Origin of the sequence: Lysinibacillus macroides (assembly GCF_001281525.1) — a bacterium.
Taxonomy (GTDB): domain Bacteria; phylum Bacillota; class Bacilli; order Bacillales_A; family Planococcaceae; genus Lysinibacillus; species Lysinibacillus macroides.
The window spans coordinates 199,321-215,008 of record NZ_LGCI01000002.1 but is presented as its reverse complement, the minus strand read 5'-3'; the positions used below and the strand labels follow the sequence as shown (position 1 = coordinate 215,008).

The window sequence follows — 15,688 nt, the reverse complement described above, 5'->3', positions numbered from 1 at the left end:
TTGTCAAAATTACAGCAACGACTAATGCGTGAGCTGCAGCAAAATCGTAATATCAAAATTATTAAAACGGCAGAATGGTGTATTCCTATTCGAACTGTCGATGTAGCTTATAAGCCTATGCGTCGTTCAACAATGGATGTTTTAATGACAATGCTGCTGCTAAGCATCAAGGAAGCCGATTTTGCAAGCACACAGGAATTAAGTGAACTATTATTAGTAGATCCATTATTTATCGAGGATTTAGTATCCTTAATGATACGAGTCAACTTAGTGCAACATGAGGCTGGCTTTTATCGGATAACGACTAAAGGGCAGCAGCAGCTAGAACAGGGCATTTTTGAGGAGGAGCTAGATATTGAAACAGCTACCCTTTATTTTAGCCCCTGTCATCAATCATTTCTTTCTATAAAAACAGAGGATATTGAGGAATATGATGACCTGCCACAGCTCTACCGTTATGTTGACCAAGAGGCTGAGCAGCAAGAACAGTTTGAAGAATCGTTGATTATCACAGCATTACAGGAAGAAACAGATGAGACAGCAGGCACTTCTCAAAAAATCATTGCTGCTATTGAGCAAGTAGAGGCCAAGCAAATTAATGATAGTCCATGCTTAGAGTTTGTGCTTTACAATCAGGAGCAGGATATGGTCTATGTGCGCGTGTGGAATACATTGTGGAATCAATGGGATAAACAGCTTGAGCAGCAGCTTACTGACAAAGAACAATTGCAGTGGCGTGAACAGTATTTATAAAGAGTTAGATAATAAACCTTGAAAGTTGGGTAATAACCGGCTGTTATGGGAAGGGCACATTGATGAACATCACATAAATGGCTTGACCAATTGACACAGAGGCAGCAACAACAATGGTCATCAAAATAATATTTCGCGGTCTAAAATTTTTTGCTTCCATAAAAAAACCTCCCTTAGAGTAATTTATTAATTCAAGGTATGTAAAAAGGGCGTCTCAAATGATTATTGAGACACCCTTTTTCTTATTCATCAAATTTTAACCCTTTTAAAGCCTCCGCAAGAGCGTTGTTCACTGGCTCTTCGTTTTTTTGTTGCTTTAAATATTTTTGTACGGAGCGTTTATCAACCTTGCCTCCGCCTTCTTTTTTGCGTCTTGCTTCAAAGGCAGATAATTTTTCACGATAGCCACATTTACAAACAAAAATTTGACCATCGCCTTCTCCACGAAGCTCTAATTTTTTATGACATTGTGGACAACGTGCATTTGTAGTACGTGAGACATTTTTACGGTGACCACATTCTCGATCTTGGCAGACAAGCATTTTTCCTTTCTTGCCATTCACTTCAAGCATCGGTTTACCGCAATCAGGACATGATTTCGAAGAGATATTATCATGCTTATACTTTTTATCACTACCCTTAATCTCCGACACAATTTCCTTCGTGTAATTTTTCATTTCACTAATAAAGACATCTTTTTTTAGCTTACCTTTTGCAATAAGCTCAAGCTTTTGCTCCCACTCTGCTGTGAGGGCAGGGGATTTCAATTCCTCTGGCACTAGATCGAGTAGTTGACGACCTTTAGAGGTAATATAAATATCCTTGCCACCACGCTTTTCAATTAAGAAGGAATTAAAAAGCTTATCAATAATATCTGCACGTGTTGCGACTGTACCTAGACCACCTGTGGATTTTAATGTATCGGCTAGTTTTTTATCATTCGTTGCCATATATTTTGTTGGGTTTTCCATGGCTGATAATAGGCTTGCTTCATTAAAACGAGCAGGTGGTTTTGTTTGTCCAGAAGTTTGCACAAGAAGCTTTACTTTTAACAGATTGCCTTTATCAATGCGTGGCAGTATTTGTTCCTTGACGTCATCTACTGTGTCCTCATCCTCATAGCGATTTTCGTAAACTTCCTTCCAGCCAGATGATAAAATCGTTTTGCCACGAGCAATAAAGCTTTCATCGCCAATTTTTGCACGCAATGTTAATTGTTCATACTCAAAGGCAGGAAGTAAAACAGCAAGGAAGCGTTTCACAACAAGATCATAAATTTTACGTTCCTTATCTGAGAAGGCTGAAAGATTCACATAGCCCTCTGTTGGAATGATGGCATGGTGATCTGACACTTTGCTATCATCAACAAATGCTTTTGTTGCTTTGATTGGCTTTGTCAGCAATTTATGGGCGATGGAGCGATACTCACCAATGCCGCATGCCTTTAAGCGTTCAGGTAGTGTCGCTACGATATCCTGAGAAATAAAGCGAGAATCCGTACGTGGATAAGTTAACACTTTATGTTGCTCATACAGCTTTTGCATAATATTCAATGTTTCCTTCGCTGAGTAGCCAAAGATTTTATTGGCGTCACGCTGCAATTCTGTTAAATCATAGAGGCCAGGAGCAAATGATTTTTTTGGTTTCTTTTCAATATCGACAACAGTTGCATTGCTATTTCCAAGCTTTTTCACTAGCGTATCAATCTTCTCTTTATCAAAGCTGCGACTATTGCCATTTTGATCTTGCCAAGTGAGCTTCAAGTTATCTGTTGTTTGTGCTTCAATACCATAATAGGTTTGTGCTTTAAAGTTTTTAATTTCATCTTCGCGCGCTGCAATAATGGCTACTGTTGGTGTTTGTACACGTCCACAGTTTAGCTGTGCATTAAAGCGCGTAGTCAAGGCACGGGTAGCATTTAAGCCGATATACCAGTCTGCCTCAGAGCGAGCAACAGCAGAAGCATATAAGTTATCATAGGCTCTTCCAGGCTTTAAATTAGCAAAGCCATCTTTAATGGCCTTATCTGTAACAGAGGAAATCCATAGGCGTTGTAATGGTTTTTTTACCTTTACTTTATCAATAATCCAACGTGCTACAAGTTCACCTTCACGACCTGCGTCTGTCGCAATAATGATATTATTGACATCATTGCGCATAAGTTGACTCTTCACCGCATTAAATTGTTTCCCCGTTTGTTTAATAACCGTTAACTTTAAACGATCTGGGAGCATTGGTAAATCCTCTAAGTTCCACGTTTTATATTTTACATCATAGCTTTCAGGGTCAGCTAATGTTACCAGATGTCCAAGTGCCCAAGTAACAATATATTGATCTCCTTCAAGGAAGCCATTTCCTTTTTTATGACACTTCAGCACACGTGCAATATCACGTGCAACAGAAGGTTTTTCAGCAATTACTATGCTTTTTGCCATTTGTTAACACCCTTTCGTTATTCCATGGTTTTAAATATAGCATAGGTTGGAGGCATTAGCAGTTGAACTGTAACGAAATTGATTAAATGCTGATGAAAGAAGTAATCATACCAGACTTGGAGGCATGATAGTATTGAAATTATAATTTCAGAAAAAACATTGAATTCAGAAAATTAATATGATAATCTTATGTACATAAAAATGAAGTTAATACTTCAAAATATAAATTAAAAAAGGGTGTGCTTCTTTTATGGGGAATCAAACAATCCAGCAGCTGATTCAAGAGAAATACCAAGAGTTATCCAAAAGTCAGCAAAAGGTAGCTACATTCATCCTAAAAAATTTACAGACAGTAGGCGTTCACTCAGCTTCATATGTAGGAGAGAAAGCTGGAGTAAGTGAAACGACGGTGATTCGCTTTTGTTATGCATTGGGCTTATCTGGTTATGCACAATTGCAACGTCAGGTAACGATGCATTTATTTAATAAAGGAAATGCAAGTAGTTTGCAAAATTATTTACAATCGAAGCAGGCTCTTTTTGAAAATCCACGTTTTTATGTAAAGACAATGGAAAAGGATGCATCTCGCATTTTAAATATGGCTAACAATATTAATGAGGAGGATTTTAATCGAGCTTCCGTACTGCTACATGAGAAGAAAAAAATATATATTGCAGGGAATGGCTCCTCCCATTTAGCAGCACAATGGCTTCACTTTACATTAAATCTTTTGCGACCAAATGTAGTACTGTTAAATTTTGAGACGAGTGAGGTCATACGTGTGATCCAAGAGATTGATGAGGATAGTGTAGTTATTATTTTATCGTTCCATCGTTACTTTAAAGAGCCGATACAATTTGCGGCTGAAATACAAGAAAAAAAATGCGAGATTATTGGCATTACTGATTCTCAAATTGCACCTATTACCCAATATGCAACCATTACCTTTGTTAACGAGCAACAACAAGAAGTATCCACAATAGATGCTATGCCAGCACTCATAGCATTTTTAAATACTTTAATAGCGGGGATGACTGCACAAAATCATGACTACTATGAAAATCAGCGTGTAAAATATGATGATTTCGAAAATAGCTTTTTAGCAAATCGATGGAGTTGACTACTATGAACCAAGTTTTACAAGAGTTACAGCCACGTCTGGCAAATATTTTTAATCATTTACATCAACATCCAGAAGTTAGTTGGCAAGAACACAATACGACACAATATATAGCAAATTTATTGAGAGAGGCAAACATGGAGCCACATCTTTTTGAAGATATGACAGGACTTTATGTTGATATTGGTAAAGGTACACCTAAAGTAGGATTTCGCACTGATATAGATGCCCTTTGGCAGGAGGTTAATGGTGTCTTTCAAGCTAACCATTCTTGTGGGCATGATGGTCATATGACGATGGCTATTGGGACTGCATTGCTTTTAAAGGATATGGAACATTTACTTTCAGGCGCTGTACGAATTTTATTTCAACCTGCTGAGGAAAAGGCACAAGGAGCCCACGCATTTGTCGAAAAGGGCATTATTGATGATTTAAAATATTTATTTGGTGTTCATGTTCGACCATTAAAGGAATTACAGGATGGGACGTATGCACCAGCGTTGTATCATGGAGCCGCAAAGCTTTTTACAGGGACCATTATTGGGGAAGAGACACATGGTGCACGGCCAGAACTTGGTATTAATGTAATTGAGGTTGGAGCAGCTATTGTTGAAGGCCTTCAAAAGATTTGGACGGACCCAAATATCTCTGCATCTGTCAAAATGACACAATTTAATGCAGGAGGCACCTCTACAAATATTATTCCTGGTAAAGCAACATTTAGCATTGATGCACGAGCACAAACAAATGAAGTGATGGAAGTAATTACAGAGGGTATGGAGCGTGTAAAAGCATCTGTTGAAGCAATGTATGGAGCAAAAATTTTCTTACAGGTAGATGCTCATATTGTAGCAGCAATAGTGAATGATGAAGCTTTACAGCATATGAGGGCAGCTATTACTGATGTAGTTGGGGAAAAGGCTTGTGCTCCACCAGTTGTTACACCAGGAGGAGAGGATTTTCATTTTTATACTTATGAACGTCCAAAGCTTAAAGCTACAATGCTTGGATTAGGCTGTGGAGTTACTCCAGGCTTACACCATCCTCAAATGACCTTTAATCAAGATCGGCTTTTAATAGGTGTAAATATTATTACAAGAGCTATTTTGAGAGCATTATAAAGATTAGAAAGAAGAGATAGCTATGATAGATATTCGAGAAATAAAAACAATTGAAGAACTTGAACAAGTTCAGCAATTAGAGTTTGCTGTGTGGGGGATGCCTGCTATTCCTCTCCACCAAACGCTTACAGCAGTGAAAAATGGGGGTATCGTTGTAGGTGCCTATCAAGAAGATAAATTAGTTGGTTTTAGTTATGGTTTTTCAGGTTTTCGAGAAGGGACAAGCTATCTATGTTCCCATATGTTAGGGATTGATCAAAAATATCGCTCACTTGGTATAGGCGAAAAGTTAAAGTACAAACAGCGGGCAATTGCTATTGAGCAGGGCTATGATTTAATGATATGGACATTTGACCCCCTTGAAACCCGAAATGCTTATCTTAATCTATCTAAATTAAAAGGTGTTTGTTACACCTATATTGAAAATTGCTATGGTGAAATGCAGGATGGCTTCAATAAAGGGCTACCCTCAGATCGATTTGAGGTAAGCTGGCATTTAACTTCAGATTATGTAGTAAACAATACTGAAATAGAAGTAGCAAATGCAATACCAGTGGCAAGCTGTGAGCTTACAAAGCAGGGTTTATTATGTTTAAAAATAACTGAAAATTTAAAATTAACAGAAGAAGCGTATGTGCTACCTGTTCCTAAGGACTTTCAAGCATTAAAAGCACAAAATCCTAGCTTAGCATTGGATTGGCGTTTTAAAACAAGAAATCTGCTAAAGCAGCTATTTTCAGCAGGGTATGCCGCTGTTCTATTGCAGCAAAAAGAATACTTTAACGAATATGTTTTAGTGAAAAAAGCAACTTTAAATTTGGAAGGGACAAATTAATATGAAAATTACAGAAATCACAATACGACAATTGAAGATGAAATTAAAAGCACCATTTACAACAAGCTTTGGCACGTTTCATGAAAGAGAATTTTTGGTCCTCGAGGCTAAAGATGAATCAGGATTGATTGGTTGGGGAGAATCTGTAGCTTTTCATTCACCTTGGTACAATGAAGAAACACTTCAAACAAACTGGCATATGCTTGAGGATTTCCTAATTCCTCTTATTTTAAATAAAGAGCTTCATCACCCAGATGAAGTGAGTAAATTATTTGAGCCGATTCGCAAAAATAATATGGCGAAATCATCGATTGAAGGAGCTATCTGGGATATATATGCGCAGCAAACTGGGCAATCCCTAGCAGCAGCGCTTGGTGGTAAAAAGGATAAAATCGAAGTAGGCATTAGTATTGGTATACAAAATTCAATCGAGGAGTTAGTTGCGTTAGTTGATGGCTATGTGAAGGAAGGCTATAAACGCATGAAAATCAAAATAAAACCAGGCTGGGATTTAGAAGTTATGCGTACATTACGGGAAACATTTCCTGACGTAGCCTTTATGGCGGATGCAAATTCAGCATACCGTCTTGAAGATGCTGAAACATTGAAACAACTTGATGCATTTCAGTTAACAATGATTGAGCAGCCACTTGCTTCGGATGACATTATCGATCATGCTTCATTGCAAAAATTAATGGAAACACCAATTTGTTTAGACGAAAGTATTCATTCATTAGAAGATGCGCGAAAGGCTGTAGAATTGGGGAGCACAAAAATTATTAACATAAAAATTGGCCGTGTAGGTGGCTTAACAGAAGCAAAAAAAATACACGATTATTGTGAGGCCAATAGCATCCCTGTATGGTGCGGAGGCATGTTGGAGTCTGGCATTGGTCGTGCACACAATGTAGCTTTAACAACGTTGTCCAACTTTATATTACCTGGAGATACTGCTGGCTCTAATCGTTATTGGGAAAAAGATATTATCGAACCGGAAGTAGTTGTAAAAGATGGTTATATTGAAGTACCACAGCAAGTAGGGATTGGTTATGAAATAAATAGGGAAACGGTTAATTCCTTCACAGTTGCACAGAAAACATATTAATAAATAGAGTTGAGTTTCATATATTAGAATAGTAGGTGTTCTATGAAAAAAAGTTGGCAGATAGGTGGAGCATTTGTAGGTTTAATTGTTGGTGCAGGGTTTGCATCAGGTCAGGAAATTATGCAGTATTTTACAAGTTTTGGCTTGTACAGTATGATAGGTGCCATTGTCGCTACCGTTGCTTTTGCATTTTTAGGAATGGGTTTAGCACAGTTAGGAACAGATCTACAAACGGTATCACATAAAGAGGTGATCTATCATATTGGGGGACGCTATTTTGGTATTATTTTAGATATTGTCATCACGTTTTTCTTGTTTGGTGTCGCTGTTGTTATGTTTGCTGGTTCGGGCTCGACATTTCATCAAATGTTTGGCATCAATCCAATGGTAGGGAGTATTTTTATGGTCGTTATAACGATACTAACGTTACTATTGAATGTTAATAATATTATTAATTTGATAGCAATGGTGACTCCCTATTTAATGGGTATAATTTTTATTATTTTGATTTATTCTATTTTTACAATGGACTTATCCATTACAGAGCAAAATGCTTTAGCGAAAGCACAACCTTCTGCATCGTCCAATTGGCTAATGGGTGCGTTACTTTATGTTTCCTATAATATTGCTGCAGGTGCTGCCATGTTAATCGTGATGGGTGGGACAGTAAAAGATCGTAAAATTGCTGGTAGAGGAGGCCTACTTGGCGGTCTAATGCTAGGTGTCTTAATCGTACTAATCAATGCCGCGATGTTTGCTAAAATAAATGTTGTCGATGGAGTAGCAATGCCAACATTAGAATTGGCAAAACAAATTCATCCTATAGTAGGTGTCTTAATGTCCATTGCTTTACTAGGCATGATGTATAATACTGCGGTGGGGATGTTCTATTCATTTACTGTTCGTTTTATCGCACCAGACCATAAATATTTTAAAGTAGGTATTATAGTAATTGGATTATTAGGTTTTGCTGCAAGCTTAGTTGGATTTACTACATTAGTTGGTAAAGTCTATTCAACAATGGGCTACTTAGGTTTCGCTTTAATTGTTGCTATTATCATTTCATGGTTACGTAAACTACCGAGAATTTCATAATGAAGAAATTTCCCTTGTGTTAATGCAAGGGGAATTTTTTGTATTTTGTGCTGAAAACAAGATGTAAATCATATAGTTAAATTGTGTTTGAGAATCTTTGTGTGCTGCCTGATGTAAAGGTTATGCTCGAAATTTCAGAAAAAATCTATTTGTTGCTAGACACTTAATTTTATGAATGCTATATTTAAATTGTCATAGTATTTTATAATTTGAAAAAAGTAGTTTTTCTAATTATAAGGAGTGATACAGTTAGATAAAGGATGAGAAGTGCCTATGGGAAAGAAAACGTTAAAGCAAAGAATTGTAGACGCTTCAGTTGAGCTGTTTCAGCAGGATGGCTATCACAATGTAACGGTAGATCGCATTGTGGAGCATATTGGGGCATCAAAGGGTGGGTTTTATCATAATTTCAAATCAAAGGATGAGCTGTTATATGAAATTCATGATGTCTTTATTTCATATGTTATTCAGCAATCACAGAATGCATATGACAAGTATGATACACCGATTACACGTTTATGTGCCATGCTACAAACCTTGACTACAGTATTTGATATGTATCAAGCGCATATCACCATTTTTTATGAGGAGAGTCGTTCACTATCTGATGAATATAGTGCCATCATTCATAAAAAACGAGATGATTATCGTGATATTTTGCAAAAAGTGATTGCAGAAGGGCAAGAAGCCAAGGTTTTTCGTACAGAGTTGCCTTGTACAATTGTTACGATGGCGATTGTTGGAATGATTAACTGGACATACAAATGGTTTAAGCAATCGGGACCATTAACAATGGAGCAAATTACAGAGGTTTTTACAGATATGGTATTACGTGCGATTGTCACGGAGCAAGCAATCGAGGAAGCAAAGCAATTTATGATAAAGAGGTAGCCAGTAGGAAACACTGGTTTTATTATTTGTTCCAACAAACCGACTAGTCGGTATTTACGTTGAAGCATAATGATTTCAGATAAATCTACTATGGCAAATTTACTATCAGGGGGACTGGATATGAATTTTGAATTAACAAAAGAGCAAGTGATGATTCGAGAGATGGTGCGTGATTTTGCTGAAAAAGAGATTAAACCGTATGCTCGTGAGGTTGATGAGACATCTACAATGAGAATAGAGAGCTTTCAGAAAATGGCGGAGCTAGGCTTATTAGGTATCCCATTTCCTGAAGAATATGGTGGCTCAGGTGGGGATACGGTGTCCTACGCTTTAGCTGTAGAGGAAATTGGTCGTGCATGTGGAGGCACAGGGTTAAGCTATGCAGCTGCTGTTAGCTTAGGAGCCTCACCAATTTACAACTTTGGCACAGAGGAACAAAAGCAGGAGTGGCTAGTTCCATTAGCAAAGGGTGAAACATTAGGATCATTCGGTTTAACAGAGCCAAATGCAGGGTCAGATGCTGGTGGCACACGTACAACAGCCGTGATTGATGGGGATGACTATATTATTAATGGAGAAAAATGCTGGATTACCAATGCAGGCTATGCTCGCCAAGTTATTGTTACTGCAGTAACGGGTAAACGTGCGGATGGTAAAAAGATTATTTCTTCTATTATTGTGCCAACAAACACACCTGGTGTAACGATTAACTGTAATTATGACAAAATGGGTGTGCGTGGCTCCAATACATGTGAGATTGTGTTAGAGAATGTTCGTGTCCCAAGAGCCAATCTATTAGGAGATGAAAAACGAGGCTTTAGCCAATTTTTAAGTACACTTGATGGTGGTCGTATTTCTATTGCAGCATTATCTGTTGGTATTGCACAGGCAGCTTATGAGAAGGCATTGAAATTTGCGAAAGAGCGTGAGCAATTCGGTGCACCTATTTCAAGGCTTCAGGCGATCCAATTTAAATTAGCTGATATGGCGATGGAAATAGAGCTTGCCCGTACGCTAGTACATAAAGCGGCATGGTTAAAGGATCAAAAGAAGCCATTTGGCAAAGAAGCTGCGATGGCTAAACTATTTGCTTCTGAAATGGGCTTCCGTACATGTAATCAAGCAATCCAAATTCATGGTGGTTCTGGATATATGAAGGAATACGATGTAGAACGTCATTTGCGTGATATTAAGTTAATGGAAATCGGTGAAGGAACATCTGAAATTCAACGTCTTGTTATTGCTCGTCTAATTGGCTGTTAATCATCATCAATTAAGTTAAATAGCATAATTAAGGGGGATCTTCATGGCAGAACTTGTGTATCAAACAATTGGTCAATTGCTAGATGAACAATCTAAAAAGTATCCGCAAAATGAAGCATTGGTCTATGCTGATAGGAATTTACGCATGACTTATGAGCAGCTAAATCGTCAAGCACGACATGTAGCGAGAGGTTTAATGGCTCTTGGAATTGAAAAGGGAGACCATATCGCAGTATGGACGACAAATGTTCCTGAGTGGGTACAGCTTCAATTTGGTACAGGGAAGATGGGTGCTCCAATTGTTACGGTAAATACCAATTACCGTGCGAGTGAGTTGGAGTATCTATTGAAGCAATCTGATGCTAAAACGATTTTTTTAATTGAAAATTATCGAGACCATTCTTTTATCCATACACTGCAAGAGTTATGTCCAGAGCTTGAACATTGTGAACCAGGTAATTTGCAATCAAAGCGACTACCTTTATTAAAAAATGTTATTTTAATCGGTGAAACCAAATACCCCGGTGTACTTAATTGGTCAGACGTTTTAACTGCTGCCGAGCAAGTAACCGAGGAACAGTTAGATCAGAGAGAGCAATCTCTCCATTATGATGATGTCATTAATATTCAATATACTTCTGGTACGACAGGCTTTCCTAAGGGAGTAATGTTAACGCATTTTAACTTAGTCAATAATGCTGTCAACATTGCAGAGTGTATGCGTTTAACAGCAGAGGATCGTCTATGTATCCCAGTTCCATTCTTCCATTGCTTTGGTTGTGTTATAGGCACATTAGCCATTACAACCAGTGGCGGGACAATGGTGCCAGTGCAGGAATTTTCACCTGAAGAGGTACTTAGAACAGTCCAGCAAGAGCGATGTACAGCGCTACATGGTGTGCCAACAATGTTTATTAGTGAGCTGAATCTATCAAACTTTGCAACTTTTGATCTTTCAACATTGCGTACAGGGGTTATGGCAGGCTCTAACTGCCCGATTGAGGTGATGAAAGCTGTTATTGAGAAAATGGGCATGAAGGATATTACAATCTGCTACGGTCAAACAGAATCATCACCTGTTATTACACAGACAAGAACGGATGACCCGCTAGTGTTAAAGGTGGAGACGGTTGGCCGCGCTTTACCTAACTTAGAAGTAAAGATTGTTGTTCCTGGAACTACCGAGGAAGCTCCGACAAATGAACAGGGAGAGCTATGTACGAGGGGCTATCATGTGATGAAGGGCTATTATAAAAACCAGGAGGAAACAGATCTTGCGATTGACGAGGATGGTTGGTTGCACACCGGTGATTTAGCAACAATGGATGAAGCCGGTTATGTCCGCGTAACAGGTCGTTTAAAGGATATGATTATTCGTGGCGGCGAAAACCTATATCCTCGTGAAATTGAGGAGTTCCTTTATACACATTCGAAAATTTCAGATGTACAGGTTGCTGGCGTCCCTGACCCTGTTTATGGTGAGGAAGCAGCAGCTTGGATCATTTTAAAAGAGGGCGAGCAGGCAACAGAGCAAGAAATTCGAGATTATTGTCGGAATAAAATTTCTAGGCATAAAATTCCACGACATATTTTCTTTATTGATAGCTATCCAATGACTGCATCAGGAAAAGTTCAAAAATATAAATTACGAGAAGATTTTGTGATGACCGTAAAGTAAGGAGGGGCAATGGATATGTTCAAAAAGGTATTAATTGCGAATCGTGGGGAGATTGCTAGACGTGTGATCAGAACATGCAAGCGCCTAACTATTCATACGGTTGCCATTTATTCAGAGGCAGATGCTGAAAGCTTACATGTGAAGGATGCAGATGAGGCTTACTGTGTAGGGAAACCACCTGTTGCACAGAGCTATTTAAATATTGACCGCATTCTTGAAATTGCAAAGGAAAGTGGCGCAGAGGCTATTCATCCTGGCTATGGTTTACTATCAGAGAATGCAAATTTTGCGAAACGTTGTACAGAGGCAGGTTTAGTGTTTATCGGACCTAGTGCTGATGTGATCGCTTCAATGGGCAGTAAATTAGAAGCACGTAAAACAATGAAGGCGGCTGGCGTCCCTATTGTAGAGGGTGTAGAAGCGCCTGTGAAGGATGTAGAAGAAGCCACTGACATAGCGGAGCGTTTGGGCTATCCCATTATGCTAAAGGCATCAGCAGGCGGTGGCGGTATCGGTATGCAGCTAGTTGAAAATGCCGAGGAACTGGCTAAAGCATTTGAGGGCAATCAAAAGCGTGCACAATCATTTTTTGGGGATGGCACAATGTATATGGAGCGATTCATTGCTAACCCTCATCATGTTGAGGTGCAAATTATGGCAGATCATCAAGGCAATGTTGTTCCGTTATTTGAACGTGAATGCTCTATTCAACGGAGAAATCAAAAAGTAGTAGAAGAAGCACCATCACCGTTCATCTCACAAGAGACAAGAGAAAAAATGCTAGAAGCGTCAGTAAAGGCGGCGAAACATATTGGTTATGTCAACGCTGGAACAATCGAGTATTTGGTTGATGAAGATCAAAACTTTTATTTTTTAGAAATGAATACAAGATTACAGGTAGAGCATCCCGTAACAGAGGAAATTACGAAGCTTGATTTAGTAGAAGAACAATTAAAAATTGCGGCAAAACAACCACTTTCATTTACAAGAGAAAGTATTACTAAAGAAGGACATGCGATAGAGGTGCGGATCTATGCTGAAAATCCTTCGACATTTTTCCCGTCTCCAGGCACCATCACAGCGCTGGTATTACCAACTGGTGAAGGGATTCGACATGAATGCGGTGTAGAAGCAGGCTCAGTGGTCACACCATTTTATGACCCAATGATTAGTAAATTGGTTGTGTGGGGAGAAACAAGAACTCTTGCCTGTGAAAGACTGATTCAAGCGCTTCAAACATATAACATAGAGGGTATTCAAACAAATATTCCAATGCTATTGAAAACTGTTACACATGAGCAGTTTTTACAGGGCAATACAACAACTAAATTTGTCGAGCAATTTTATTTATCACAATTAACAGAAACAAAATAACACGATAAGGACATTTGTGCGAAAGTGCGAATGCATCATTAAACATTAGGAGTGGATAGTTATGGCAACAGTAAAAGCAAGCATGGCAGGGACAGTATGGAAAATCGTTGTAGCAGAGGGCGAGCAGGTGACAGCAGGGCAAGACGTAGCCATTTTAGAGTCGATGAAAATGGAAATTCCGATTGCAGCAGAAGAGGATGGCGTGGTAACAAAAATTATTGCCAATGAAGGGGACTTTATTAACGTCGATGATGATATTTTAGAAATTGAATAGGAGGAGGCTTCTTTATGCAGCTACCTAAGCAAGTCATGATTAAAGAAGTTGGTCCCCGTGATGGCTTACAAAATGAAAAAACGCATATTTCAACAGCTGATAAAGTGCAATTAGTTAATTTATTAGGTCAAACAGGATTAAATTATATTGAAGTGACATCTTTTGTACATCCGAAATGGATTCCTCAATTGGCAGATGCGGTCGAGGTGCTGCAAGCCATTAAAAGACATAAGGATATTACCTATGCGGCACTTGTACCCAATATGCGTGGCTTAGAGCGTGCATTGCAGGCTGAGGTAGATGAAGTAAGTATTTTTATGTCTGCTAGTGAAAGTCATAACCAAAGTAATATTAATAAACCCATAGAAGATACATTTCCTATATTAAAGGAAGTAGTGGTAGGTGCTAAGGCTGCAAAGAAACATGTTCGAGGCTATATCTCAACGGTTATTGGTTGTCCTTATGAGGGGTATATCCATCCTGACAAGGTATTACGAGTAACGGAAAAATTATTAGAGATGGGTGTGACTGAAATATCGCTTGGCGACACAATTGGTGTGGGTGTACCGACGCAGGTTGAGTTTCTTTTAGAGGAATTGCTAAAAAGGTATCCTGCTGAAAAATTTGCCATGCATTTTCATGATACACGTGGGACAGCCTTAGCCAATATTATAAAATCCTTAGAGATGGGTATGACCAAGTTTGATAGTGCGCTTGGTGGGTTAGGGGGCTGCCCATATGCAAAGGGTGCCTCAGGTAATGTAGCCACAGAAGATGTATTGTATTTATTCGATGAGATGGGCATTGAAACAGGGATAGATCGACAAAAGGTGCTAGAGGCGGCACTCTTTATTGAAGAGAAGTTAGGCAAAGCTGTTGCATCAAAGCAAATGGCGATTGTCCGCAATGAAAGGAGTGCCAATCAACGATGACACAACTCGTTCGTTTTGAATTACTAGAAGGTAGTATTGGACTTATTACTCTTTCAAGACCAGAAGCTGCGAATGCTATGTCGGTTCAGCTACTCCGTGAGCTGTCTGATACGCTTGATCAAATCAATGGGGATCCAGCAGTGCGTGTAGTCCTTCTAAAAGGTGCAGGCGAAAAGGCTTTTTGTGCAGGGGCTGATTTAAAGGAACGTAAAGGAATGTCTGATCGACAAGTGAAGCAAATCGTGCAGTTGATTGGTGCCACTGTGGCAAAAGTTGAAACGCTTGCACAGCCTGTCATTGCTGTCCTAAATGGTGTTGCTTTTGGTGGAGGCTTGGAGTTGGCACTAGCTTGTGATTTACGAATTGCGGCTACACATGTCAAGCTAGGCTTAACAGAAACATCCCTCGGAATTATTCCAGGAGCTGGAGGAACACAACGGCTTCCACGTCTAATTGGGCTTGGCAAAGCGAAGGAATTGATTTATACAGCACGTAGGCTAAATGCGGAAGAAGCCAAAGAATATGGTATCGTCGAGTATGTTTATGAAGGACATGAGGTATTAGATAAGGCACAACAGCTTGCACAGGAAATGGCAAAAAATGCACCACTCTCTTTAGTGCAAGCCAAGGTTGCGATCAATCAAGGTGTTGAGGTAGATTTAGCTACCGGGTTAAAAATTGAATCACTTGCATATAGTGCACTGATCCCAACAGAGGACCGATTAGAGGGCTTGCTAGCCTTCCAAGAGAAGCGAGCGCCACAATATTTAGGGAAATAAGGCACTAAAAAATAGTTCGGTGTAATTGATTGG

General features: G+C 39.0%; 14 protein-coding genes. 13 read left to right on the top strand and 1 reads right to left on the bottom strand.

Going from position 1 to position 15,688, the window contains the following annotated elements; translation table 11 throughout:
* Positions 1 to 753 carry a hypothetical protein gene (locus ADM90_RS01165; protein WP_053993246.1) on the top strand — a complete coding sequence of 251 codons (753 nt, stop codon included), beginning with the start codon at positions 1 to 3 and terminating at the stop codon, positions 751 to 753.
* A gap of 242 nt (positions 754 to 995) precedes the next feature.
* Here the strand turns inward: ADM90_RS01165 and ADM90_RS01160 are convergent, their stop codons facing one another.
* Positions 996 to 3,188 carry a DNA topoisomerase III gene (locus ADM90_RS01160; protein WP_053993245.1) on the bottom strand — a complete coding sequence of 731 codons (2,193 nt, stop codon included), beginning with the start codon at positions 3,186 to 3,188 and terminating at the stop codon, positions 996 to 998.
* A 250-nt stretch (positions 3,189 to 3,438) separates the two neighbouring features.
* Between ADM90_RS01160 and ADM90_RS01155 the strand changes: the two genes are divergently transcribed.
* The 12 genes from ADM90_RS01155 to ADM90_RS01100 all read left to right on the top strand — a co-directional run bounded on the left by ADM90_RS01155 (position 3,439) and on the right by ADM90_RS01100 (position 15,655).
* The gene (locus ADM90_RS01155; protein WP_053993244.1) at positions 3,439 to 4,308 is read left to right on the top strand and encodes a MurR/RpiR family transcriptional regulator; all 870 of its coding nucleotides are present in this window, start codon (positions 3,439 to 3,441) and stop codon (positions 4,306 to 4,308) included.
* Positions 4,309 to 4,313: 5 nt separating this feature from the next.
* Entirely contained in the window at positions 4,314 to 5,429 is a 1,116-nt protein-coding gene (locus ADM90_RS01150; RefSeq protein WP_053993243.1) for a M20 peptidase aminoacylase family protein, read from the top strand.
* A gap of 22 nt (positions 5,430 to 5,451) precedes the next feature.
* Complete coding sequence (locus tag ADM90_RS01145; protein ID WP_053993242.1) at positions 5,452 to 6,264, top strand: GNAT family N-acetyltransferase; 813 nt, start codon at positions 5,452 to 5,454, stop codon at positions 6,262 to 6,264.
* A 1-nt stretch (position 6,265) separates the two neighbouring features.
* On the top strand, positions 6,266 to 7,369 hold the full coding sequence (gene menC, locus ADM90_RS01140; RefSeq protein ID WP_053993241.1) for an o-succinylbenzoate synthase: 1,104 nt from the start codon (positions 6,266 to 6,268) through the stop codon (positions 7,367 to 7,369).
* Between the two features lie 42 nt (positions 7,370 to 7,411).
* On the top strand, positions 7,412 to 8,464 hold the full coding sequence (locus ADM90_RS01135) for a YkvI family membrane protein (RefSeq protein ID WP_053993240.1): 1,053 nt from the start codon (positions 7,412 to 7,414) through the stop codon (positions 8,462 to 8,464).
* 273 nt (positions 8,465 to 8,737) lie between these two features.
* Positions 8,738 to 9,355 carry a TetR/AcrR family transcriptional regulator gene (locus tag ADM90_RS01130; protein WP_053993239.1) on the top strand — a complete coding sequence of 206 codons (618 nt, stop codon included), beginning with the start codon at positions 8,738 to 8,740 and terminating at the stop codon, positions 9,353 to 9,355.
* 120 nt (positions 9,356 to 9,475) lie between these two features.
* Positions 9,476 to 10,618, top strand: a complete 1,143-nt coding sequence (locus ADM90_RS01125) for an acyl-CoA dehydrogenase (protein ID WP_053993238.1) — start codon at positions 9,476 to 9,478, stop codon at positions 10,616 to 10,618.
* Positions 10,619 to 10,661: 43 nt separating this feature from the next.
* On the top strand, positions 10,662 to 12,296 hold the full coding sequence (locus ADM90_RS01120; protein ID WP_053993237.1) for an AMP-binding protein: 1,635 nt from the start codon (positions 10,662 to 10,664) through the stop codon (positions 12,294 to 12,296).
* 15 nt (positions 12,297 to 12,311) lie between these two features.
* Complete coding sequence (locus tag ADM90_RS01115; RefSeq protein WP_053993236.1) at positions 12,312 to 13,670, top strand: acetyl-CoA carboxylase biotin carboxylase subunit; 1,359 nt, start codon at positions 12,312 to 12,314, stop codon at positions 13,668 to 13,670.
* A 61-nt stretch (positions 13,671 to 13,731) separates the two neighbouring features.
* The gene (locus ADM90_RS01110) at positions 13,732 to 13,944 is read left to right on the top strand and encodes an acetyl-CoA carboxylase biotin carboxyl carrier protein subunit (protein ID WP_053993235.1); all 213 of its coding nucleotides are present in this window, start codon (positions 13,732 to 13,734) and stop codon (positions 13,942 to 13,944) included.
* A 14-nt stretch (positions 13,945 to 13,958) separates the two neighbouring features.
* On the top strand, positions 13,959 to 14,876 hold the full coding sequence (locus ADM90_RS01105) for a hydroxymethylglutaryl-CoA lyase (RefSeq protein ID WP_053993234.1): 918 nt from the start codon (positions 13,959 to 13,961) through the stop codon (positions 14,874 to 14,876).
* Positions 14,873 to 15,655, top strand: a complete 783-nt coding sequence (locus ADM90_RS01100; RefSeq protein ID WP_053993233.1) for an enoyl-CoA hydratase — start codon at positions 14,873 to 14,875, stop codon at positions 15,653 to 15,655. Before ADM90_RS01105 ends, ADM90_RS01100 begins: the two co-directional genes overlap by 4 nt.
* Positions 15,656 to 15,688 lie beyond the last annotated feature (33 nt).